11 protein-coding genes and 1 pseudogene are annotated in these 20402 nt (G+C 39.8%); 4 read left to right on the top strand and 8 right to left on the bottom strand.

Features of this window, described 5'->3' with window-relative positions; all coding sequences use genetic code 11:
- Positions 1 to 967 precede the first annotated feature (967 nt).
- The 8 genes and pseudogenes from Q5O24_13800 to Q5O24_13765 all read right to left on the bottom strand — a co-directional run bounded on the left by Q5O24_13800 (position 968) and on the right by Q5O24_13765 (position 10772).
- Positions 968 to 1687, bottom strand: a complete 720-nt coding sequence (locus Q5O24_13800; GenBank protein ID WKY47410.1) for an amino acid ABC transporter ATP-binding protein — start codon at positions 1685 to 1687, stop codon at positions 968 to 970.
- A gap of 4 nt (positions 1688 to 1691) precedes the next feature.
- Positions 1692 to 2381: an amino acid ABC transporter permease gene (locus Q5O24_13795; protein ID WKY47409.1), complete on the bottom strand. Its 690-nt coding sequence runs from the start codon at positions 2379 to 2381 to the stop codon at positions 1692 to 1694.
- A 144-nt stretch (positions 2382 to 2525) separates the two neighbouring features.
- Entirely contained in the window at positions 2526 to 3317 is a 792-nt protein-coding gene (locus tag Q5O24_13790; protein WKY47408.1) for an ABC transporter substrate-binding protein, read from the bottom strand.
- 45 nt (positions 3318 to 3362) lie between these two features.
- Positions 3363 to 4193: a putative beta-lysine N-acetyltransferase gene (gene ablB, locus Q5O24_13785; protein ID WKY47407.1), complete on the bottom strand. Its 831-nt coding sequence runs from the start codon at positions 4191 to 4193 to the stop codon at positions 3363 to 3365.
- Between the two features lies 1 nt (position 4194).
- Positions 4195 to 5514, bottom strand: coding sequence for a lysine 2,3-aminomutase (ablA, locus tag Q5O24_13780; GenBank protein ID WKY47406.1), 1320 nt, complete (start codon positions 5512 to 5514; stop codon positions 4195 to 4197).
- Between the two features lie 524 nt (positions 5515 to 6038).
- Positions 6039 to 6662, bottom strand: a complete 624-nt coding sequence (locus Q5O24_13775; GenBank protein ID WKY47405.1) for a hypothetical protein — start codon at positions 6660 to 6662, stop codon at positions 6039 to 6041.
- 102 nt (positions 6663 to 6764) lie between these two features.
- Positions 6765 to 9821, bottom strand: coding sequence for a methyl-accepting chemotaxis protein (locus Q5O24_13770; GenBank protein WKY47404.1), 3057 nt, complete (start codon positions 9819 to 9821; stop codon positions 6765 to 6767).
- 178 nt (positions 9822 to 9999) lie between these two features.
- Positions 10000 to 10772, bottom strand: a pseudogene (locus Q5O24_13765) (IS5 family transposase).
- 330 nt (positions 10773 to 11102) lie between these two features.
- Here Q5O24_13765 and Q5O24_13760 point away from each other — a divergent pair.
- From Q5O24_13760 to Q5O24_13745, 4 genes are all read left to right on the top strand, one after another.
- Positions 11103 to 13235, top strand: coding sequence for an EAL domain-containing protein (locus Q5O24_13760; protein ID WKY47403.1), 2133 nt, complete (start codon positions 11103 to 11105; stop codon positions 13233 to 13235).
- A gap of 57 nt (positions 13236 to 13292) precedes the next feature.
- Positions 13293 to 14261, top strand: coding sequence for an aromatic ring-hydroxylating dioxygenase subunit alpha (locus Q5O24_13755; GenBank protein ID WKY47402.1), 969 nt, complete (start codon positions 13293 to 13295; stop codon positions 14259 to 14261).
- Between the two features lie 719 nt (positions 14262 to 14980).
- Positions 14981 to 19888 (top strand): GLUG motif-containing protein, encoded by a 4908-nt coding sequence (locus Q5O24_13750; protein WKY47401.1) that lies wholly within the window; start codon positions 14981 to 14983, stop codon positions 19886 to 19888.
- A gap of 233 nt (positions 19889 to 20121) precedes the next feature.
- Positions 20122 to 20364: a hypothetical protein gene (locus Q5O24_13745; protein ID WKY47400.1), complete on the top strand. Its 243-nt coding sequence runs from the start codon at positions 20122 to 20124 to the stop codon at positions 20362 to 20364.
- Positions 20365 to 20402: the final 38 nt, after the last annotated feature.

Below are 20402 nucleotides of genomic sequence, written 5' to 3'. Positions count from 1 at the left end.
ATAAGCTGATAATAAAGGAATTGTGCTGGACTGTAAATTTTACTATTTGACGATTATAAAAAGAATCCGGCGGAATATAAAGTTCCGAACGGATTCTTTTGTATGGATATTTATATGTTGGTTAAAATTTCTAAAAGGCGAAATCAGACAAAAAGCACTAAAACCGATTCCACAAATGTTTCTGTAGAACCGGTCTTAGCTTTCAAATACTATTGTCATGTTCGTCCTCCTTTTTATTATTATCAAAAATCTTCCAACTATCTCCAGTTATAACCCTTTTTCTGTTTAAAGATTATCTTACTTTTTTTGTTTTTCTTGATATAAGTTTAATGGATTTCTAATTTTCTTCATCAGTATTGGAGGTTTCTTTTCGAGAGGTTCGATTTTCTTTCAGTTTCCTGCTTCTCCAATGCTTCTGATTTTGTTTCATCCTTTAAATATATATCTGAGTTTCCAATTTTTCAGATCAATCTAGTGTTTGTTCCAGATTATCTCTTTTGCTTTTAATCATTTTTTAAACATTTATTTCAATCAGTTATTTTATTGTGACGACTGTATCCAGTCCACTATACTGACACTCATTTTAAATAGCTGTTCATATCGTCCTGATTTTCTTTTGGAATTTCAGATCCGACAATGATTAGTAAAATCATTTTGATGAATATTATTTTTCCCATTGATTTTACTGGCCCAGAATCGGTTTTTTCTATGATCGAAATCTCTGAAAATAATTTTCTATATCCTTGATTCAATTATAGTATAGCATAAAGTGGCGATAAGTCCATAGATAAACTGTAAACGTTTATATATAAAATGTAATAATTCCAAAGAAAGACTATTTCAAAGGTTCTCAAATTAAATTAATCGTAAATTACATATTGGGATGATAATATAAAGAAAGAGTATTATGAAGTCAGAAATAATCTGAAGCTTCTACATACTCTTTTTATCTCGATAGCATTTTATATTATCCGATAATCTGCCCAAGAAAACTTTTCAAGCGTTCATGTTTGGGAGCTTCAAAAATTTCTTCAGGTGGGCCTTCTTCTGCGATCAAACCTTCATGAATAAAAATGATCCGGTCGGCGACTTCGCGTGCAAAACCCATTTCGTGGGTGACAATCACCATTGTTCGACCTTCTTTAGCGAGTTCCTTCATAACGCCGAGAACTTCTCCGACCAGTTCCGGATCAAGAGCTGAAGTGGGCTCATCGAAAAGAATGACTTTTGGTTCCATGGCCAGGGAACGGGCAATAGCGACACGCTGTTGCTGGCCACCAGAAAGCATGGCCGGGTATTCGTCGGCCTTATCGCTGAGATTAACCTTTTCAAGCAACTCAATTCCGATTTTTTCGGCAGCATCCTTTGACAGTTTTTTAACAGTGATAGGCCCTTCAATAACGTTTTGAAGAACTGTCATGTGGGGAAAAAGATTGAATCGCTGAAAAACCATACCAACTTTTTGACGAATCCGATTGATTTCTTTTTTAGTCACGAGTTCACCATCGAGATAGATATCGCCGTCAGTCTTGGTTCCCAGAAAATTGATGCAGCGCAAAAGTGTACTTTTACCTGATCCGCTGGAACCAATTAAGCAGACTACTTCGCTTTCTTCTACTTCTAAATTAATTCCCTTGAGAACTTCCAGATCTCCAAAATACTTATGGAGATTATTTATTTTTATCATCTCTTTACCTTTCATTAACTTTTAATTTCAACTCTAGTTGTGCCAGAATTTTAGTCAGCCCCATAGTAATAACTAAGTAGTAAACGCCTGCCGTAAAGTAAATCGGGAAGACATTGAAGGTGGCAGCGCCGAATTGACGCGCCAGTAACATCGTTTCAGCAATGGTAATGACACTGGCTAGTGAGGAGTCTTTTATTGCGATAATAAACTGATTGCCAAGGGCTGGTATGGATCTTTTAAAAGCCTGTGGCAGAATAACTCGTCTGGTGGCCTGCAGCTTGGTCATCCCAAGTGATCTGGCAGCTTCATTTTGGCCATAATCGATTGACTCGATGGCACCGCGAAAGATTTCACTGATATAGGCTCCGTTATGCAAGGCTAAGCCAATCACCGCTGAAGGAAAGCTGTCAATCATAATTCCTAATCCTGGCAAGCCATAAAAAATAAAATATAATTGCAGCAATAGTGGGGTTCCACGTATGATAGTTATATAGACGTTCATACATTTTTTAAAAAATTTAAATCGGCTCATTTTCATCATTGTAACGAAAAGTCCAATGATCATCCCAAATAAAATTGAAAAGAAAGCTAATTCGAGGGTTAGCGCTACACCTGGTAAAAACTTTGGAGCAAACTCGATAACCGTTGAAAAAAATGAGATGAATGAAGAAGATATTTGTTTCAAAAATTCCATAAAAACTCCTTTTATCGGAAGAATAATTTATTGTGCTAGTATTATTTTGATTCCTAATGCGATTGATGATTTATACAAAAAATGAGGAGACCTGCTGATGACATTGCTTCATCAGCAGGAATCCATGCAGGATTTTAACTAGACTTATTTCTCCAGCATGTTAACGCCAAACCATTTTTGACTAATCTCATCATAGGTGCCATTTTCAATAATTGTATTGAGTGCGTTGTTAACGGCCTCCAATAAGTCAGTATCATCTTTTCGAATTGCAATACCAATATCTTCAGAGTATAAAAGATCTCCCACCGGAACCAGATCGACCCCATAATCAATAGGTGCTCTTGCACCGACTGCTTTACTGGTTACCAGACCATCGGTACGCCCTTGCGAAACGGCCTGGAAATTATCGACATCGCTTTGAAATTGAACAATTTCGGCAATATTATCAAGATCAGATAAATAATCCTGGAAAGTTGTTCCTGTTACGACACCGACTTGTCCATCAACCAGATCTTCGATGCTGCTTAGCCCGGAATCGGATTTTGCAAAGAACTGTGCGCCATCATAATAGTATGGATTGGTGAAATTAACCTGTTCCAGACGCTCTTCGGTGATAGCCATACTACCTATTATCATATCGAAGCGATTTCCGGTTAAGCCACCAATAATGCCGTCCCACTCGGTCGTAATTGGCGCGGCAGTAACACCCATTTCGTCAGCCAGTGCATTGGCTATGTCAATGTCAAAACCGGTCAGTTCGCCATCTTCATCGATATAATTAAAGGGCGGGTAAGCTCCCGTCATAGCGAAAGTCATTTCACCTTCTTCCATAATACGCTCATAGGTGCTTTGTGAAGCATTAGAGCTCCCACAACCACTAAAAAGCGCAACCAACATGATGCTTAAAATAAGCACAGACAATCTTCTTTTTTTCATTTCATCCTCCTGAGATTTATTTAAATAGAAATACTATTTAACTAATTAATAAATGTTTTTATACCAGACATTCATGGACTCAATTGAACCGGCGATTTGAGTGTTGTTATACAGGGTGCCGCCATAAATATAACCCATTTTACCAAAGCTGCAGTTCATGCTTGGAGAAGTGGCTCGAGCAATAGTATAAAGTGTATAAATTTCTTTTTTTCGCATAAAGGCTTCCATTTCAATCAACAGTTTGACTGCCAGATTAGCACCTCGGTATTCGGGTAAAACAGCAAAGTCAGTCATTTCAGCATTGCCGTTTTTAAAATCGGTTTCACAGGAAGCACATGCAATCAGTTTATCCTGATCGAAAAATCCGAAATAAAAGACTTCATCAAATGTTGACAAGAGATATTCAGGGTCAAAAATCGGAAAGGGATAGCTATCAAATACCTTTTTATAAAGTCTGACCATATCAGATACATGGCTGGTATTAAGCTTTTTGACAGCGTACTCATTTTGGATCGAAGAGCGATCCATTATTTTAGCTCGAGCCTGCAGAATAATTGCGTCAATTTCTTCCTGCTGTGGATCATTTTTCCGGCTTTTCGAAAAATATTTGCTCATAAAAAAACAGTATTCATCGTTTTTATAAAAATTTGGAACCAGTGCTTCTCTTTCGAACTGATGTGATTCAAAGGCATTAGAAAGACTGCGAGGGATTTTGCCGATAATTTTTGTATAGCCTTTCTGCTGGGCAATCTTCTCCAGGCCATCAATGTCAAGCTCCTTTGAGAACGGGTTGACCTCCATGATATAGATTCGATCATTAGCCTTACCATGCTGATAGACAATATTTTCCTTTTGGGTAATCTGATCTTGACTCATCTTATTCGGCCAACCTTCTTTCATCACGTTCAAGATTTTGTGGTACTAGGGTGATGGATTCTTCATAGTGACATAAAAGTTTTGAAATACCGATCGGCTGAGTTTCAGATTCATGGGGTTCCAATTTTAGCTGGAGATTACAGTTCTCGCAATCTCGATCACAGGTCGCCGGACCGTAGTCTTCTGGCATCTGGTAAGTTGTAATAACGCCTTCATAGTTTCTAAGGACCACTTTAGTGGTTGAATATGAAATAAGATAATTAGGCATTAAGGGAATCTTTCCGCCGCCGCCTGGGGCATCGATCACATAAGTTGGAATGGCAAAACCACTGGTATGGCCACGTAGATTCTCCATAATTTCAATTCCTTTACCGACATCTGTTCTAAAATGTTCCAGACCTTCTGATAAATCGCACTGATAGAGATAATAAGGTCTAACTCGATTGGCGACCAGCTGATGAACAAGTTTTTTCATAATCATCGGACAGTCGTTAATATCTCTTAGTAGAACAGATTGATTACCCAAAGGGATTCCGGTCTGGGCTAGTTTTTTAAGGGCGGCACGTGAGTCTCTGGTCAGCTCTTTAGGATGATTATAGTGGGTATTAATCCAGAGATTATCATATTTTTTGAGCACTCTGACTAAATCGTCAGTAATTCTATAAGGCAGAACGACCGGGATGCGGGTACCGATTCTAATTACTTCCACATGATCAATTTTTGAGATTTCTTCAAGTAACCAGTTAATTTGTGAATCAGACAGAAGAAAAGGATCGCCGCCGGATAAGAGTACATCCCTAATCACCGGGGTATTTTTAATGTATTCGATGCCTTTTTTAAGCTGATCTTTATTTGGAATGGAATCGGTATCTCCGACTTTTCTTTTTCTTGTGCAGTGTCGGCAGTACATGGAGCAGATATTGCTGACATGAAATAAAACTCGGTCGGGATAACGGTGGGTTATTCCCGAAACAGGACTATCCCCTTCCTCATGAAGCGGATCGGATAAGTCACAGCTTGCATGATTCAATTCTCTGGGATCAGGAAAACACTGCTTGAAGATCGGGTCGTTTTCATAATCAGCAGGATCCACCAGAGAGAGATAATATGGCGTAATAGCCATGGGGAATTGACTAATTGTTTTTTGAAGATCACTTTTTCGAGATTCTGAAAACTGAATACCTAAAATTTTTTCAACATTTTCAATACTTCGGATCGTATGTTTTATCTGCCATTGCCATTTGAACCAATCATCATATACGGAAATTCGATCATTGGATTCATTCAGTCTGTCTTTTGTCATTTTAATTTTTTGTAACATTTTTTACCTTTCTTGTCTCAATACCGAGGAAAACCATAAAAAAAGAGCACTCTAACTCTGTTTTCACAGAATTAGAGTGCTCCAAGCTTCGTTATCATAACTCACTTTATACCATTTAGCACATTTGCTCAATAGTATAGTGCATGACCATAAGATCCTACACAAGCCCCAGTTCTAGTAGTTGTTTTTCTATGCAAATTTCATTTTTATTAACTTTGATTTACTTTTATCCACATTTACATACGTATAAAAGCTTGGCAAATAATTACTCAAAACATATACTTCACAATTATTATGATATTACTATAACAAAATTGCATTAATTTGTCAAATTATTGGAATGTGGTTTCAGTGAAATCACTAAATGCCCTTATAATGGGTATTAAGAAGCATTTAATCGAGATAGTGTAAAAATAATTCTATTTGATCTATTATAGATAAAAATGATTCTCATGCATAAAAAAAGAAAAGCTGTCTGAAAAACCAATAGGTCTTTCGACAGCTTTTTCGCTACAGCCGACTAATTAGGATTCGGCACTCTCATTAGCCCACTTATCAAAACCTTCCATAACCGCATCATAAGTCTGCTGAGTAATATCAGGAAGTTCATCGCCGAGAACTTTTTTGGCTTCCCCAAAACCGTCTTCAAAAGCGCCTTTAAGCAGTTCGATTTTATCAGGGTCACCACCGGACAAAGCCTTGGCAAAGTTAAGTATTCGCTCTGATGTCTTCTTAACGCCCCAGTAGCCGTCTTCGGAGATCGCTTCTTGAGCTGCCTGTTGGGTTTCCGCGTCAACTTTGATAGAAGATTCTCCATCCTCGTTTTTCAAGGCTTTTATTAAATCTTCGAGACTAGTAAACTTTAGGCCCTGTTTTTCAAGCATGGAAGAAACCATGGCTTTGAAAGCACCGACATTTTTGGCAAAATCCTGTTTGATAGCGTCAATTTCTTTTTGGTCAATGGTATAGATACCAGTATCAAACTTTTCTCCAGCAGTTAGTTCGACTGTATCGCCACTTGTAGAAGCAGCAACTTCATTGGTGATTTCCTGATTCTGCTTATTCTGCTGGGCTTTTTCACTCTGCCGTGCCATAGCGTTTGCCTGGTTTTGGCTCTGGATCTGATTGACCTTAACGGAGTCTGACATAGTAACACCCCCTTTTGAGAAGACTCTCTTTTATTATATATCGAAACAAGCAGGAATTACCTTAGTCAGAAAATAATATTTTATTTTTCTTTAAGACTTAGATCAATATTTATCATCATCGAAATGGTCAAATCCAAAATCATCGAGCTGGATTTCAATGTTTTCGCTGGCTTGTTCAGATAATGACGGGCCTGAATCCTTAATTGGCCTTGCAGCAAAATTAGTGGCTTGTGTATTTGAAGACTCCCGTTTTAGTTTAAAAGCCTGTACCATGTTGTTTAAAAGCTCAGCCTGGCTGGAAAGTTCTTCGCTGGCTGCGGCACTTTCTTCTGCCGTGGCAGAATTAGTCTGAATAACTTTTGCAACCTGATCGATACCGGTAGTGACTTGGGCGATTTCGGAAGCCTGATCATTGGAAGCTTTGGCAATGTTGGCAATCAGCCCGGTAATCTTTTCGATTTGGTTTAAAATTTCTTTCAGACTTTCGGCGGTCTCGTCGGCAATCTTTGTTCCGGTCGTGACTTTATCAATGGAACCCTCGATCAGGCCGGTGGTTTCATTGGCGGCTTCAGCACTACGGGCAGCCAAAGTCCGGACTTCTTCGGCAACAACGGCAAATCCTTTTCCGTGCTGTCCGGCGCGAGCAGCTTCCACGGCAGCATTAAGGGCCAGGATATTGGTCTGGAAAGCAATGTCATCGATAACCCGAATAATTTTTGAAATATTGTTGGAGGAATCGTTAATTTCTGACATGGCTTCAATCATATGCTGCATCTGGGTATTTCCGGCTTTTGCGTTGTTTTCAACCAGGATAGATAGTTCATTGGCTTCATTTGCCCGTTTGGCATTCTGTTTTGTTTCATTGGCAACTTCGTCAATAGAAGCCGATAATTCTTCAATAGAGCTTGCCTGTTCGGTAGTTCCCTGGGCAAGGGCCTGTCCGCCACTGGAAATCTGCTGGGCACCGGCGTGAACCTGGTCTGCCGAACGACCAATTTCTTTAAGGGTATCACTTAGACTATCGGAAATTCCATTAAGTGAATATTTGATCGGTCTGAAGTCACCCTTATAAGAGGTCGTAATTTCCTGGTTAAAATCACCGGAAGACATTTTTTCAAGGGTTTGAGTAATTTCATCCACATACTGTTTCAGGAACGTGATTGTCTGATTCAGGTCGTTTTTGATGTTGGCATGGTCGCCCTGGTAATCACCCTTGACTGAGACGCTTAAGTTACCTTGAGCGAGTTCTTTTAAGGTTTGGGAGGTTTCTTCGATCGGAGCAAGAACCGCATCCAGAGTATGGTTGAAACCGGTAATAACTTTAGCAAATTCACCAGGGAAACGATCCGTATCACCGCGAGAGCTTAAATTACCCTGAATAGCCATTTGTGACAGTTGTTCGGCTTCGTCGATCAGTGCGTTGATAATTTCAATCATTTTAATCAGAGTCGGGATCAGCTGGTCATTTTCGCTGCGCTGACCGACAGATTTTAAGAAGGCCAGGTCGGACAGATCGCCATCCGTAATATGGCTTGCAACCGCAACGATTCTTGCTATCTGATCCTGTACACCGTTGATGGATTCGGCGATTTCAGCATAAATACCATTGTATTGACCTGACATAGTTTCAGAAAGGTCGTTGGCCTGAAGTTTACCAAGAATGTAATTTCCTTCTTTAATGGCTCCCAGTCCATCGATACAGGCATTAATAGAGGTTTTCAGATCATTGTATTCACCAGAGTATTCTTTGGTTACTTTTTCCGGAATCATACCTTGACCAATATTATCAAGATATGAAGCTGCCATACTAAGCGGATCAAGAACAGCGTCCAGGGTATTATTCACACCTTGAATTATTTCACTGAAGCTGCCGCTGAATTTTTCAGCATCTCCTCGAGTTGATAATTGACCACTAATACCGGCTTGGGATAGAGTCGTGGTTTCTTCGACCAATCCACGGACGGAATCGATAGTCTGTTTAAGGGCTGGTCGAATTTCGTCCTGGTCGTCCAGAATTTCAATATCCATTGAAACATCACCTTCAGAAATCCGGTTCATTGAAGCGATAACGGTATTTTGGAGCTCATCGGCAAACTGATTCATTGAAAGGCTCATTTGCCCAATTTCATCATTGGAGTGTTGTTCCAGCCGGGCGCTTAAATGGCCCTTTGAAAGTTCAGAAAGCATCTCGTTAACTTTTTTGATGGGGGTAGAGAACTGTCTGGCAATCAGATAGCAGATGCCGATGCCGAGTAAAAGAATTATAATTGAAACAATGACAATCGTGGTTGTCAGGGCTGGTATGACGGCAAGTGCTTCATCGGTATTGATTTCTGTCTGGACATACCAGTCGATCCCTTCGATATGGGAGAAGCCGGCGTATCTTTCGATACCGTTAAATTCATAGACAATCGTACCTGTTTCATTGTTAAGGACATAAGTTTCGGCTTCTGCAAGTGCAGTATAAGCAGGGTCTGTTTCTGCTAATGTGATGGGGTTAAATGTATTTTGAACTAATTCCCGGTTTACAGAAGCAATCATAGTACCGGTTCCATCGATGATAAAGGTTTTACCAGTTTCACCGAAGGTCATTTCATCAACCATTTCACTTAAAAACGCGGCGTCGGCAACAGCTACCAGGACTCCGCTAACTTGGCTGTTTTCGTAGATTGGAACGGAGTAAACCATGACTAATCCGCCATTATCATCAGGATTAACACTGAGAACCGGATTCATGATACCACGAGCTCCGGCAGCAGATGCGTGGAAATAATCTCGCGTTGTAATGTCAACAGTCTGCCCCCTTAGACCATAGCTGTCGGACAGATAAAGGGTTCCCGCTAAATCGGAGACACCAATCCGTGTAAAGCGATCAGATTCTTCAACTATGTTTAGAAGTAGAGCCATTTTCTCATCAATGCTTACGCTTGAAGATGAAATCATATTTGTGGCGGCGATTCCTTCAAGATAAATGTAGTTCTGTTCATTACGTCCCTTGATGATCTCCGCCGCATCATCTGCTTTCCAAACTAGCGAATGTTCAACCTCATCGATAACCGAGTTCGATGTACTATAAATTGAAATTCCTGCAAAAATGACACAGACGCCTAAGATCATGGCCGAAAAATAGACAACCAGTTTTGATAAAATACTTCTCATACTACCCTCCCAGGTTAAAATTTCTAAAAGTAATTTTCACTTAAAATGATTTGCAAAATGTTAATTGAATTTAATTCAAGTATAGCATATTAGTTACCCAATTATTTTATAAATATTACTTTAAATTAAGTAAAATTTTGAAATTTACTAGGGTGTGTCTGAAAAGTCAAAACACCAATTATTTTGACAAAAGCCAGATGCCAGCAATGTAAACAAAGCTACAAAACGAAGATGCCAGCTTGTCATAACGAGTCGCAACTCTACGAAAATGTTTGATTTTATTGAAAAAGCATTCAACCAGATGGCGTTCTTTATAAAGCCACCAGTCACAGTCCCAGGGTTCTTTGGTGTTTGACTTTGGCGGAATTGTATAGGTTGCACCCTGTGAAGTGATATAAGTCCGGATCTCTTTAGTTCCATAAGCTTTATCACCCAAAATGTTGGCATTTTTGATTTCAATGTTTGCCAGTAGACCAATTGCAGCGGTATTATCGCTAATCTGGCCGCCTGAAAGTTCAAAGTGAATCGGATTACCCAGAGCGTCGACGACTGCGTGAATTTTAGTCGTGTTACCGCCCCGGCTTTTACCGATGTATTGATTCACTTCTGCATTTACAGCCCCTTTTTAGCACCAGCACTGTGCTGATGCGCTTTTACAATGGTTGAATCAATGCTGAGATTTTCAAAGTCAGCATCGGTATTTAAGGCATGAAAAATATTTGCCAGTGTTTCGTCATCACGCCATTTACAGAAACGGCTGTAGACCGTTTTCCACGAACCAAAACGTTCGGGAAGATCTCGCCACGCAGCACCACTTCGCGCAATCCATAAAATTGCGTTGAAGATTAACCGATTATCTTTTGGCGGTCGACCAGTTTTCGCTTTGGGAAATAAAGCTTTAATCTGTTCCCATTGTTCGTCTGTAATTTCATAGCGTTTTGATGGCATTATCGTGCTCCCAACGTTTTGGTTTTATTTTAAAACGCATTGTGGTGATTGTAAAGATTTTGTTTTCAGACACGCCCTAGTAAAAATCTAAGTGTAAATAAAAAAATGATTTATAATATGATATAAAAGCAATGAAAATGATATAAAAACAACAAGCAAAAGTGAAGTAGCAGAAGAATGGGATTGATCCGTGTATAAAGCCGAGATTCAAACGGAATGAGTCCATTTGTTTAAGTGAATACAACTCTTAAAAAAGTTAATTTTATTAGTATTTGGATATAATATTTTCATCTGTTATAATCTATTTATAAATATGAACAAAATGGTGATAATATGTTGAAGCGACTCTTAAGCTATTCATTTCATAAAAAATTAGTGGTTCATTTCAGTATCATTCTATTGTTGGCGACGGTGATTATTGGGTTCACCAGTTTTTATGTTGCCCAGAATGCTTTAAACTTAAAAGGCCGTCAGATTCTTGAAAATAGTGTTCACCAGGCTTTAGACATTATTGAGCTCCAATATGAAGAAAGTGAGAAGGGGTTTAAAACTGAACAAGAAGCAAAAGAAGACGCTAAAGAAATTTTATTGGGGCCCTTTAATGCCGATGGAACCCGTAATGTTGATAATGTCGTTGATCTGGGAAATAATGGTTATTTTCTTATTTACGACAGCCGGGGGACTGAAGTGATGCATCCCGCACTGGAAGGATCTTATGTCTGGGATGTGGCTGAGCCAACCAATAGTCAGCGATATATTGTCCAGGAACAGATTCAGCTTGCCAAAGAAAATGCAGACGGCGGTTTTATGACATACGACTGGTATTTGCTTAATTCTGATGAAATTGGTGCAAAATATTCTTTTGGTATGTATTTTGAACGATGGGATTGGATTATTGTAGCCACGGCATATGCTGTTGATTTTAATTCTGATGCAAATCAGATTCTATTGACAACTTTTTTATCAATCCTTGCCTTATTGGGAATTATCATATTAATGTTTAATCGATATATCAATTCCATTACAAAACCGATTTCAAGCCTGCTCTCTGGAATGCAGGCGCTGGAAGAGGGAACCTATCAGATACTTGATGTCGATAGTACTGATGATGAACTGGGATATCTGGTTAATGGCTATAATCAGATGATTGATTACTTAAAAGAAAGAGACCAGAAGATAAGAACTCAAAATCGAGAAATTGCTTATTTGGCCTACCATGATGAAATGACCCAACTACCAAACTTCTACTGGATGAAGAATTATCTCGATAGTCGAATTAATGAGAAGGTTAAGTCAGCAGCCTTTGTTTTGATTAATATTAGAGGTTTGAAAACGATCAATGCCCTGATGGGTTACGATAAAGGGAATGATCTTCTTAAAGAAGTCGGGCGATTTTTACAAACCTATAATCAGAAATACTGTTGTGCAAGAACTGGAAGTAATGAGTTCTGCCTGTGGATGGAGATCGACAATCAAGAAGATATAAAGGTTTCTATTGAATATTTAAAAGACGGACTAAATCAGTTTATTCATAATGAGGGCTTTGCTGTAACGGCTACTTTTAGGATTACGGTGTCCATGTATCCCGAACATGGCAATACTTTTGAAGCACTTTATGAAAAAGCGACGCTGGTTATGAAACTGATTAAGGACTCCGCGACTACCTACTCAGAAGTTTATCAGAATAAAATGAAAACGGAAATGGAAGAAAAAATTCAGCTGTTTGAGGAACTGTCAGTAGCCATGGAGCAGCATGAAATCATTCCCTATTACCAGAGAAAAGTGGATTATATGACCGGAAAAGTTGTTGGTGTCGAAGCCCTGGCCAGATGGCACTCGAAGAAGCGGGGGATGATAAGCCCGGGGATCTTTTTACCCTTAATCGTGGAGATGAATCTGACGGATGATTTTACTGACTATATGATTGAAAGGACCCTTGAAGAGTACGATGGTCTATGTAAAAAATACGGAGAGGATATTGATTTATCGATTAATGTAACCCCTTCCAGTTTTTTAAATACCAATCTATTTGATCGAATCAGTCAGGCACTTAATAAATTTTTGGTTCCTTCGGGAAAACTGATTCTTGAGATCACCGAGGATGTTTTTGTTTCGGATATTGAAACAATTCAGAAAATTACTAAAAAACTCCATCAGATTGGGGTCAGAACAGCCATTGATGATTTTGGAACGGGTTATTCCTCACTTAACAGTTTGGTTCAGATTGAATTTGATGAGCTTAAAATCGATAAATCTTTTATCGATAAAATTCTGACTGATGAAAAGGATTTTGAGCTGGTGAAAGTTTTTTGTGAAATTGCTAAACTATATGGGTACGAAATTGTAGTTGAAGGGGTAGAATCAGAAGAACAACTTGAAAAGCTTAAAGAAACAGATTTGCGGATCATTCAGGGATATCTGTTTTCTAAGCCGGAACCTTTGATGGCAATAATGAGTGATAAATAGGGCTTTGAACGGGTATATAAAGAAAGGAAAAATTTTAGATAGAAAAGAGGAGCGTTTATGATACCTAATCAATGGTATGCCATCCTGCCGTCAAGAGCAGTGAAAGCGGAACAGATCCTGGCTGTTAAACGGCTTAATCTGGACTTGGCACTGTTTCGAAATGTTGGTGGTGAGTTGGGGTGTGTCGTAGACCAGTGCAGTCATCGAGGGGCGGCGCTCAGCAAGGGAAAAGTAAAAGGCGATTGTATTCAGTGCCCTTTTCATGGCCTGGAGTTTGATCACAAAGGTCGCTGTACTTGTGTTCCGGCAAGCGGTAAGGCATCGACCGAGGATTTAAGTCGATTTAATGTCATAGAATATGAGGTGCGAGAAAAAAATGATATTATTTATCTATGGTTTGGAGAGCCTGATAAAATGACAGACACACTGCCTTTTTTTGGTACTGATATTAACGATGCCTATTCCTTCAGCGAAATGGAGGATCATTGGAACACCCATTATTCCCGCAGTATCGAAAATCAGCTGGATGTGATCCACCTTCCGTTTGTTCATCACAATACGATTGGTCGGGGGAATAAAACCCTGGTTAACGGACCAAAGGTGGAGTTTGTACCCGGCGGCCTGGTGACCAGCGCCAATAATGAGGTGGACACCGGTCAATCCCCTAAACCGGCTGAAGAATGTGAAATTAAATCGACCTACCTTAAATTTATGTTTCCCAATCTCTGGATGAACCATATAAGTGATACGATGAAAGTTATTATTTATTTTGCTCCGGTGGATGATGAAAACACGATTCTCTATATTCGGTTTTATTGTCAGGTATCCGGGTTTCGTCCGCTTAATAGCCTAATCGCCTGGTCTGGGAAATATGGTAACAGGATCATCGAGCGCCAGGATAAGCGTGTAGTGACGACTCAAAAACCGAAAGCTTCATCTTTTATATCAAAAGAAAATCTTTTGCCCGGAGATGGTCCAGTGATTCAGTACCGGCGAATTCGGGATGAGCTGAAAAGGAGTATGTAATAGAGTTATGATGTTGTAGATCAACCGGGATGGTGTTGAGAGAATGAAAAATTTGAATAAAGAACTATAGAAATGTCTGTACTGGTGGAATTATCACCCAGTGCAGTTTTTTATTGAAACAAAATTTAGGCAATGGAGCCTTATATCTATATAGTGAGGGTAATCAGAACAATTAAGAAACACTTAAGAAATATACTTTTTATTTTTTCAAAGCGAAAATCTAGTAAATGGGAAAGATTATACAAAAGATGCTTGCGTTTTATTTAATTTAATTCCTTATCTTATAAGTAAAGCAAAAACAAATAAATGCCTTTATTTCATAATAAATTAATTTAAAAGCAATATTGACTAAATTAGATGTTATATAAAATAGTTGTTATTCAGTTTAATTTGTATATTTAGAAAAAAATCACAACTAAAATAATTTAAATATTATAAAAAAGTCATAATAGATGTATAAAAATTACAAGATATTTTTGTTCCTTCTTGAAATGTTACTATAATAAGCGATATGATAAAAAAATCTAATTCTTCCGTTTGCATAATTTTATAGATTTTTATATTAATTTGTTAGTAGACAGGTCACGTTTTTAAAATCGAAATCTTTCTTACGCTTTAACTTCACGTATTGTTTTTAAAAAACAGTTTCTTATATTCTATTGATAAATGATTTGCTACCAGCGTATAAAACGGCAGAAAATTTTATTACAGGAGCGATCATGAAACGTCAATTCTTCTACTCCTTTATTATTTCAATTTTTCTTATGGCCAGCTGCTTTTTATTTTTGGGAACAACGGTTATGGCCGCAGAATCAGAAACGCCCTACGAAATTTCTACACCAGCGGAATTTAATATCTTTGCGAATGCGATAAATAACAATGGCGGCCTTATAGGTGAAACGACCTATAGCGATGCCGTTATGACAGCAGATATTAATTTTGAAGATCCTGATGGTGATTCTGGCACTGATGATGCGATTGTCATAACGCCTATTTCCAGCTTTTCTGGAATTTTTGATGGTGCGGGTTATACAATGACTTTACCAATTGATTCTTCAAACAGCCCTTTTGTAAACTTGGATAATGATGAAGATGGGGCTGAAATTAAAAATTTAACAGTGGATTGTGATAATTTTATTGCTTCGTCCAATACCGGTGGGATGGTTGATAGTGTTAATGGGGGCATGGTTACAGGCTGCAGTTTCATTGGTGATATTGTAATCAATTCAAACAAACAGTATATTGGAGGGGTGATCGGAAGTTCTGCTGGCGCAACCATTAGTAACTGTAGTTTTTCAGGGAATATTGGAGTTAGTTTTATGGGAATCCAAATGGTGGGTGGTATTGTTGGCAGCTCTACAAATGACGCGATCACTAGTTGTACGAATGAAGGTACAATTACTATAAATTCCGCTGAGTGTAAAAATATTGGTGGAATTGTTGGATATGCTATAAACAATGCAGGTAGCAGTACAATTAGTGGTTGTACTTTTAGCGGTAGTTTAAAACCTGTCAATGAGAGTTTATCTAATTCAAATTATTATGGTGGAATTGTCGGATGGGTAGTAAATAAAAATGTTGAAAACTGTTCTTTTTCTGGAGAAATTTCTGGTTATCAGTATGTCGGTGGTATTGTTGGGTACGATAAGCTAAGTGATATTTCAGGATGTCACGTTTTTGATGACGGAAGCAGTAGCTCTATCAGTGGTTCAGCCAGCTACGTTGGTGGTATAGCTGGATATATTGTAAATGATTACAGTGGTGATTATGAAGAAGTTGTTTATATTTCAAATTGCACAGTTAGCGGAAATGAAGCAATCAGAGCAACGGCAGCATCTAATTCAAATTCAATCGTTGGCGGTATTGTAGGGAAGACCATTTTCTGCGTCGTTGAAATCAGTAACTGCGAGGTTTCCCGAAATGTTTCCGGTGAGGATATGTATGTCGGTGGCGTGGTTGGATGGTCGGCTAATTCTGTAAGAATTGCAAACACATATTCAACGGGTGGTGTTACTGGTGCAACACATGTTGGTGGAATTGTTGGGTATCTCACTGGCAACTCATCTATTGAAAACTCATATGCTACTGGAAATGTTTCAGGTACGGAGAATAATGTTGGTGGAATTGTTGGATATTCAGGTAGCAACAACTCACTAACAAACTGTTACTCTTCCGGCACGGTATCGGGGTCAGGGGAATCCAGTCAATATATTGGTGGTATCATTGGAGACTCAAGCAGTAATGTTTTATCAAATTGTTATGCTACAGGAGCTGTATCAGGAACAGGCGCTTCCAGTAAAAATATTGGAGGTATCATTGGACGTTCAGTAAGTGACACCATAAACCATGTTTTCGCTTCAGGGGCGGTATCTGGGGATACGTATTTAGGTGGTCTTATCGGAAGAAAGTCTTCTGGGAGTTTTACTAACGGATACTATCTTGATAACGGCAATTTTAATGGTTTTGGTGGTGCTGGTTTAATAAATGATTCAACTGAAGTCCATGCTGTTTCCGACTTCTCAACTGCTATTGCCGGCTGGGGCCTGCAAAACGGCCAGGCCAGTCAGGATACCTTAGTCTGGGGCCAGACAGTCGGAACCGACGCCACCCCGCAACTGCTTTTTTATAATGCTAATGCAAAAAAAGTCTACCAGGTGAGTTTTAATAAAGCAGATACTACAATCCTCAATGACTACTGCAACATCGGGGGGGCCTATACCATCCCCGAGCCAACAGCCGGTTATACCTGGGTCAATGATGCTACAAGCACAGCGGTCACACCGGGAACCTACACGATGGCAACGGCAGAGCTTTCATTTACCGAATCGGAAGCGCCAACCATGACACCCGATAAAACCGTCATTAATGACCAGGAAAGCCTTGCTCTTGCCTTTACGGCCTTAAGTTCAACGGGGGCACCGTACACCTATCGGTATAAAATCGATGGTGGAGACTGGACCGTAATCACTGAGACAACGGATAATCCTTATAGTCTATCTGGTCTGTCACTTGCGACAGGGAGCCATACCTTTATTTTGCAGCAAAAGCTGGATGCGACGACCTGGTCCTTAGAAGCGGTGGCTGATGTTTATTGCCTGGAAGCAGGACCCAGTGGCATTCAAATTAACAGTCTTGATGACCTGATAAACTTTTCTGCCTACATTAATGAAGGCGGACATGCTATTATTGACGCTTCATTAAATGCGGATCTTAATTTAGCCGGAAGCCAGAACAATCAGTGGGTTCCTATCGGAAAGAGTGCTTCAAGTTACAGGGGATCTTTTGATGGGAATGGTTATACCGTATCCGGAATTTTTATTAACAATAGCTCGGAAGATCAGGGCTTTTTCGGCTATTGTGACGGAGCTACCATTCAAAACCTGAACTTGTCGGCAATTTTAACTGGCGGAACAAATGTCGGTGGGATTACGGGAACGGCTGCTAATGGCTGTCTTATCAGCAAGTGCAGCCTTTCAGCGACCATTGTGGCAAACGATGGTGATGCGGTTGCTGGTGGAATTGCCGGTATAGTGTCCGGAACTGCAAGTGAGATCGCTAATTGCAGCCTAACGGGGTCTGTGTCAGGAAATATTTCTGGTACTCCTTTAGGAGTTGGCGGTATCACTGGTCTTGTTACAGATATTGCGGTTACGATTAATAATTGCAGTGTTTCCGCTTCTATCACCACTAGCGGTCAGTCAACGAACTTGGGTGGAATCATCGGTCAATATGCAGATGCTCCGATTTTATCGAATCTGTTCTATATTTCTGATGATACGATTAACACCGGCATTTCTGGACTTGGCGGTAGTGTTAGCCAAAGCGGTGAAATTACAGGAGCTACAACTACGGAATATCAAAGTGGTTTAGTTGCCTGGGAACTGCAGGGCGGTCAGTCTGATCCGAACACCCTTGTTTGGGGGCAGACTTTATCCGGCGGTTCAAAAGAAGATTATCCAGTGTTGACGAGTTATTCAAGTAAAAAAGTCGAGAAGGTTCTTTTTAAGGATACCGATGGCAGTTCACTACTTTATACCCGTTATGCAAATTATAATGCGACGGTCGGGGATTATCCCAATCCAGGTGATGATTATTACTGGAAAAATAGTTCTGATCATTCAGCATTTGATGAAAATACACTGGTTACAACGGATTTAGTCCTTCAAAATACACAACTGCAAGATATGACAGGTATTTCAGGTGATGATCCTATCAGTATTTATACTGGAGGCTCACCTGATTACAATATTTCAGGCTTACCTAGTGGGGCAAGCACGGAATACTCTACCGATGGGACTAATTTCACAACCACGGCACCAACCTTTAACGAAACTGGAACATATACTGTTACCCTGCGCTTTTCAGCAGATGGTTACCGCGACTATACTAAGAGTACGACTGTAACTGTTTCTAATGCACCGACTGGCGGAGGGGGAAGTAGCTCCCAACCGATGAACGACATTCAAATTGACCCTTTGACAACAACCACCAATAAAGAAGTCGATATCGTCATTGATATAGAAGGGCTGCCAAACGGTTCAACCGTTTATTACAGTACCGATGGGGAAAATTTTTCGACTACACCACCATCATTTACAGAGACAGGAACTTATGATGTGATAGTTCGTGTAACAGCTCCAGGCTATCAGGACTATGAGACCATCACGACGGTGACCATCATTTCACCGAATTTGGATCCTGTTGTCGCAGAACCTTATGACAATGGCGCAAGTGATGTTGAGGGTGATCTGGGAACTCCGGTTGCAGCACCGGGAGGGGGCTTTGCAACGCACTATCAGGCAAATGCCGGACAGCTGGTTCCTCAAGGGGCGGGAGCTATTTTAGCTTATGCACTTGGTGAAGTTGATGATCCATCAGTTATTTTGGTTGGGACAGGCTCATCCGGAGCGCCTGCTGAACCGGGAAATGGTGTTCCCGGCGCGCCATCAGTTTCAGTAGATGGTATTTTAAGCTGTTTTCTAAACTTGATTCCTGGTTATGCCGGTTCTGGACCAGCTATTCCGGTAGTGGGAAATGTCTTATCAGCAATGGCAGAGGAGAGCAATGAAGAAGAGATTATGCTGTCAGCCTGGGTAACGATTCTGGTAACAACCGAAAACTATGGTGAACTGGAGATTCCGGTAATCGTTCAGGTGCCTGAACGTCATTATGATGTAGCTTATCGTACTCACAATCAGAATATCGGCTGGGAGGAAAATTTCGTAGAAGATGGAACCCTTTCTGGAACAACAGGCCAAAGCCTGCGGTTGGAAGCCATTGAAATTGAGATGGACAGCAACTATGATCTGGGTGTTTCTTATCGGGCTCATGTTCAGAATCTTGGCTGGGAAGAAAATTACGTCGCTGATGGGGAAGAAGCTGGAACCGTCGGACAGGCATTACGTCTGGAAGCGATTGAAATTTCTTTAACGGGAGCCGATGCTGACTACTTTGACATCTATTATCAGGTTCATGTCCAAAACCTTGGTTGGCTTGGTTGGGCAAGTAATGGTGCTTCAGCAGGGTCCGCTGGATTTGGCTACCGGCTTGAAGGGATACGCATTGTAGTTGTTCCTAAAGGTGCGGATGCTCCAGGTGAAACCGCCAATTGTTTTATTGAACAGTAGTAAATACCCAGAATAGAGTATTTTTAATTTTTAAAAAACCAACATGGTTTATGCTATGTTGGTTTTTTTTAGAATTCAGATAAAAAACGATTAGGTCTAATGACTTCTATAAAAATATTGAATGACACAGAAATGACTTCAAGATGACACGGCAATGTCATTAAAACAAAGTATACTATGTTCAACAAATCAAATAAAAGCGCATCAAAAATAAGCGCACAAGGAGGAAGAAAATGACTAAGAAATTAATGGCAGGTTTAGCAGTATTGATGATGGTTGGAACAGCGGGAACAGTAATGGCAGCACCTCAAAATGGCTCTGGCGTTTGTGATGGAACAGGGCAGGGAATCGGTAACGACGGCGTAAAACAGTACCAGTACGACAGCACTTATGATGAAAATTTCGTCGATGAAGATGGCGATGGTGTATGCGATAATGAGCCGCAATTCTTGGAAATGCGTCGCGGACAGCGATAAGTTAAAGTTATGATGAGTAAGATGATAAAAACCTGTAT

This window comes from Eubacteriaceae bacterium ES3 (genome assembly GCA_030586155.1).
Classification (GTDB): Bacteria; Bacillota; Clostridia; order Eubacteriales; family Eubacteriaceae; genus Acetobacterium.
Note: the sequence above shows the minus strand (reverse complement) of the source record. Positions and strands in the feature narration are given on the sequence as shown.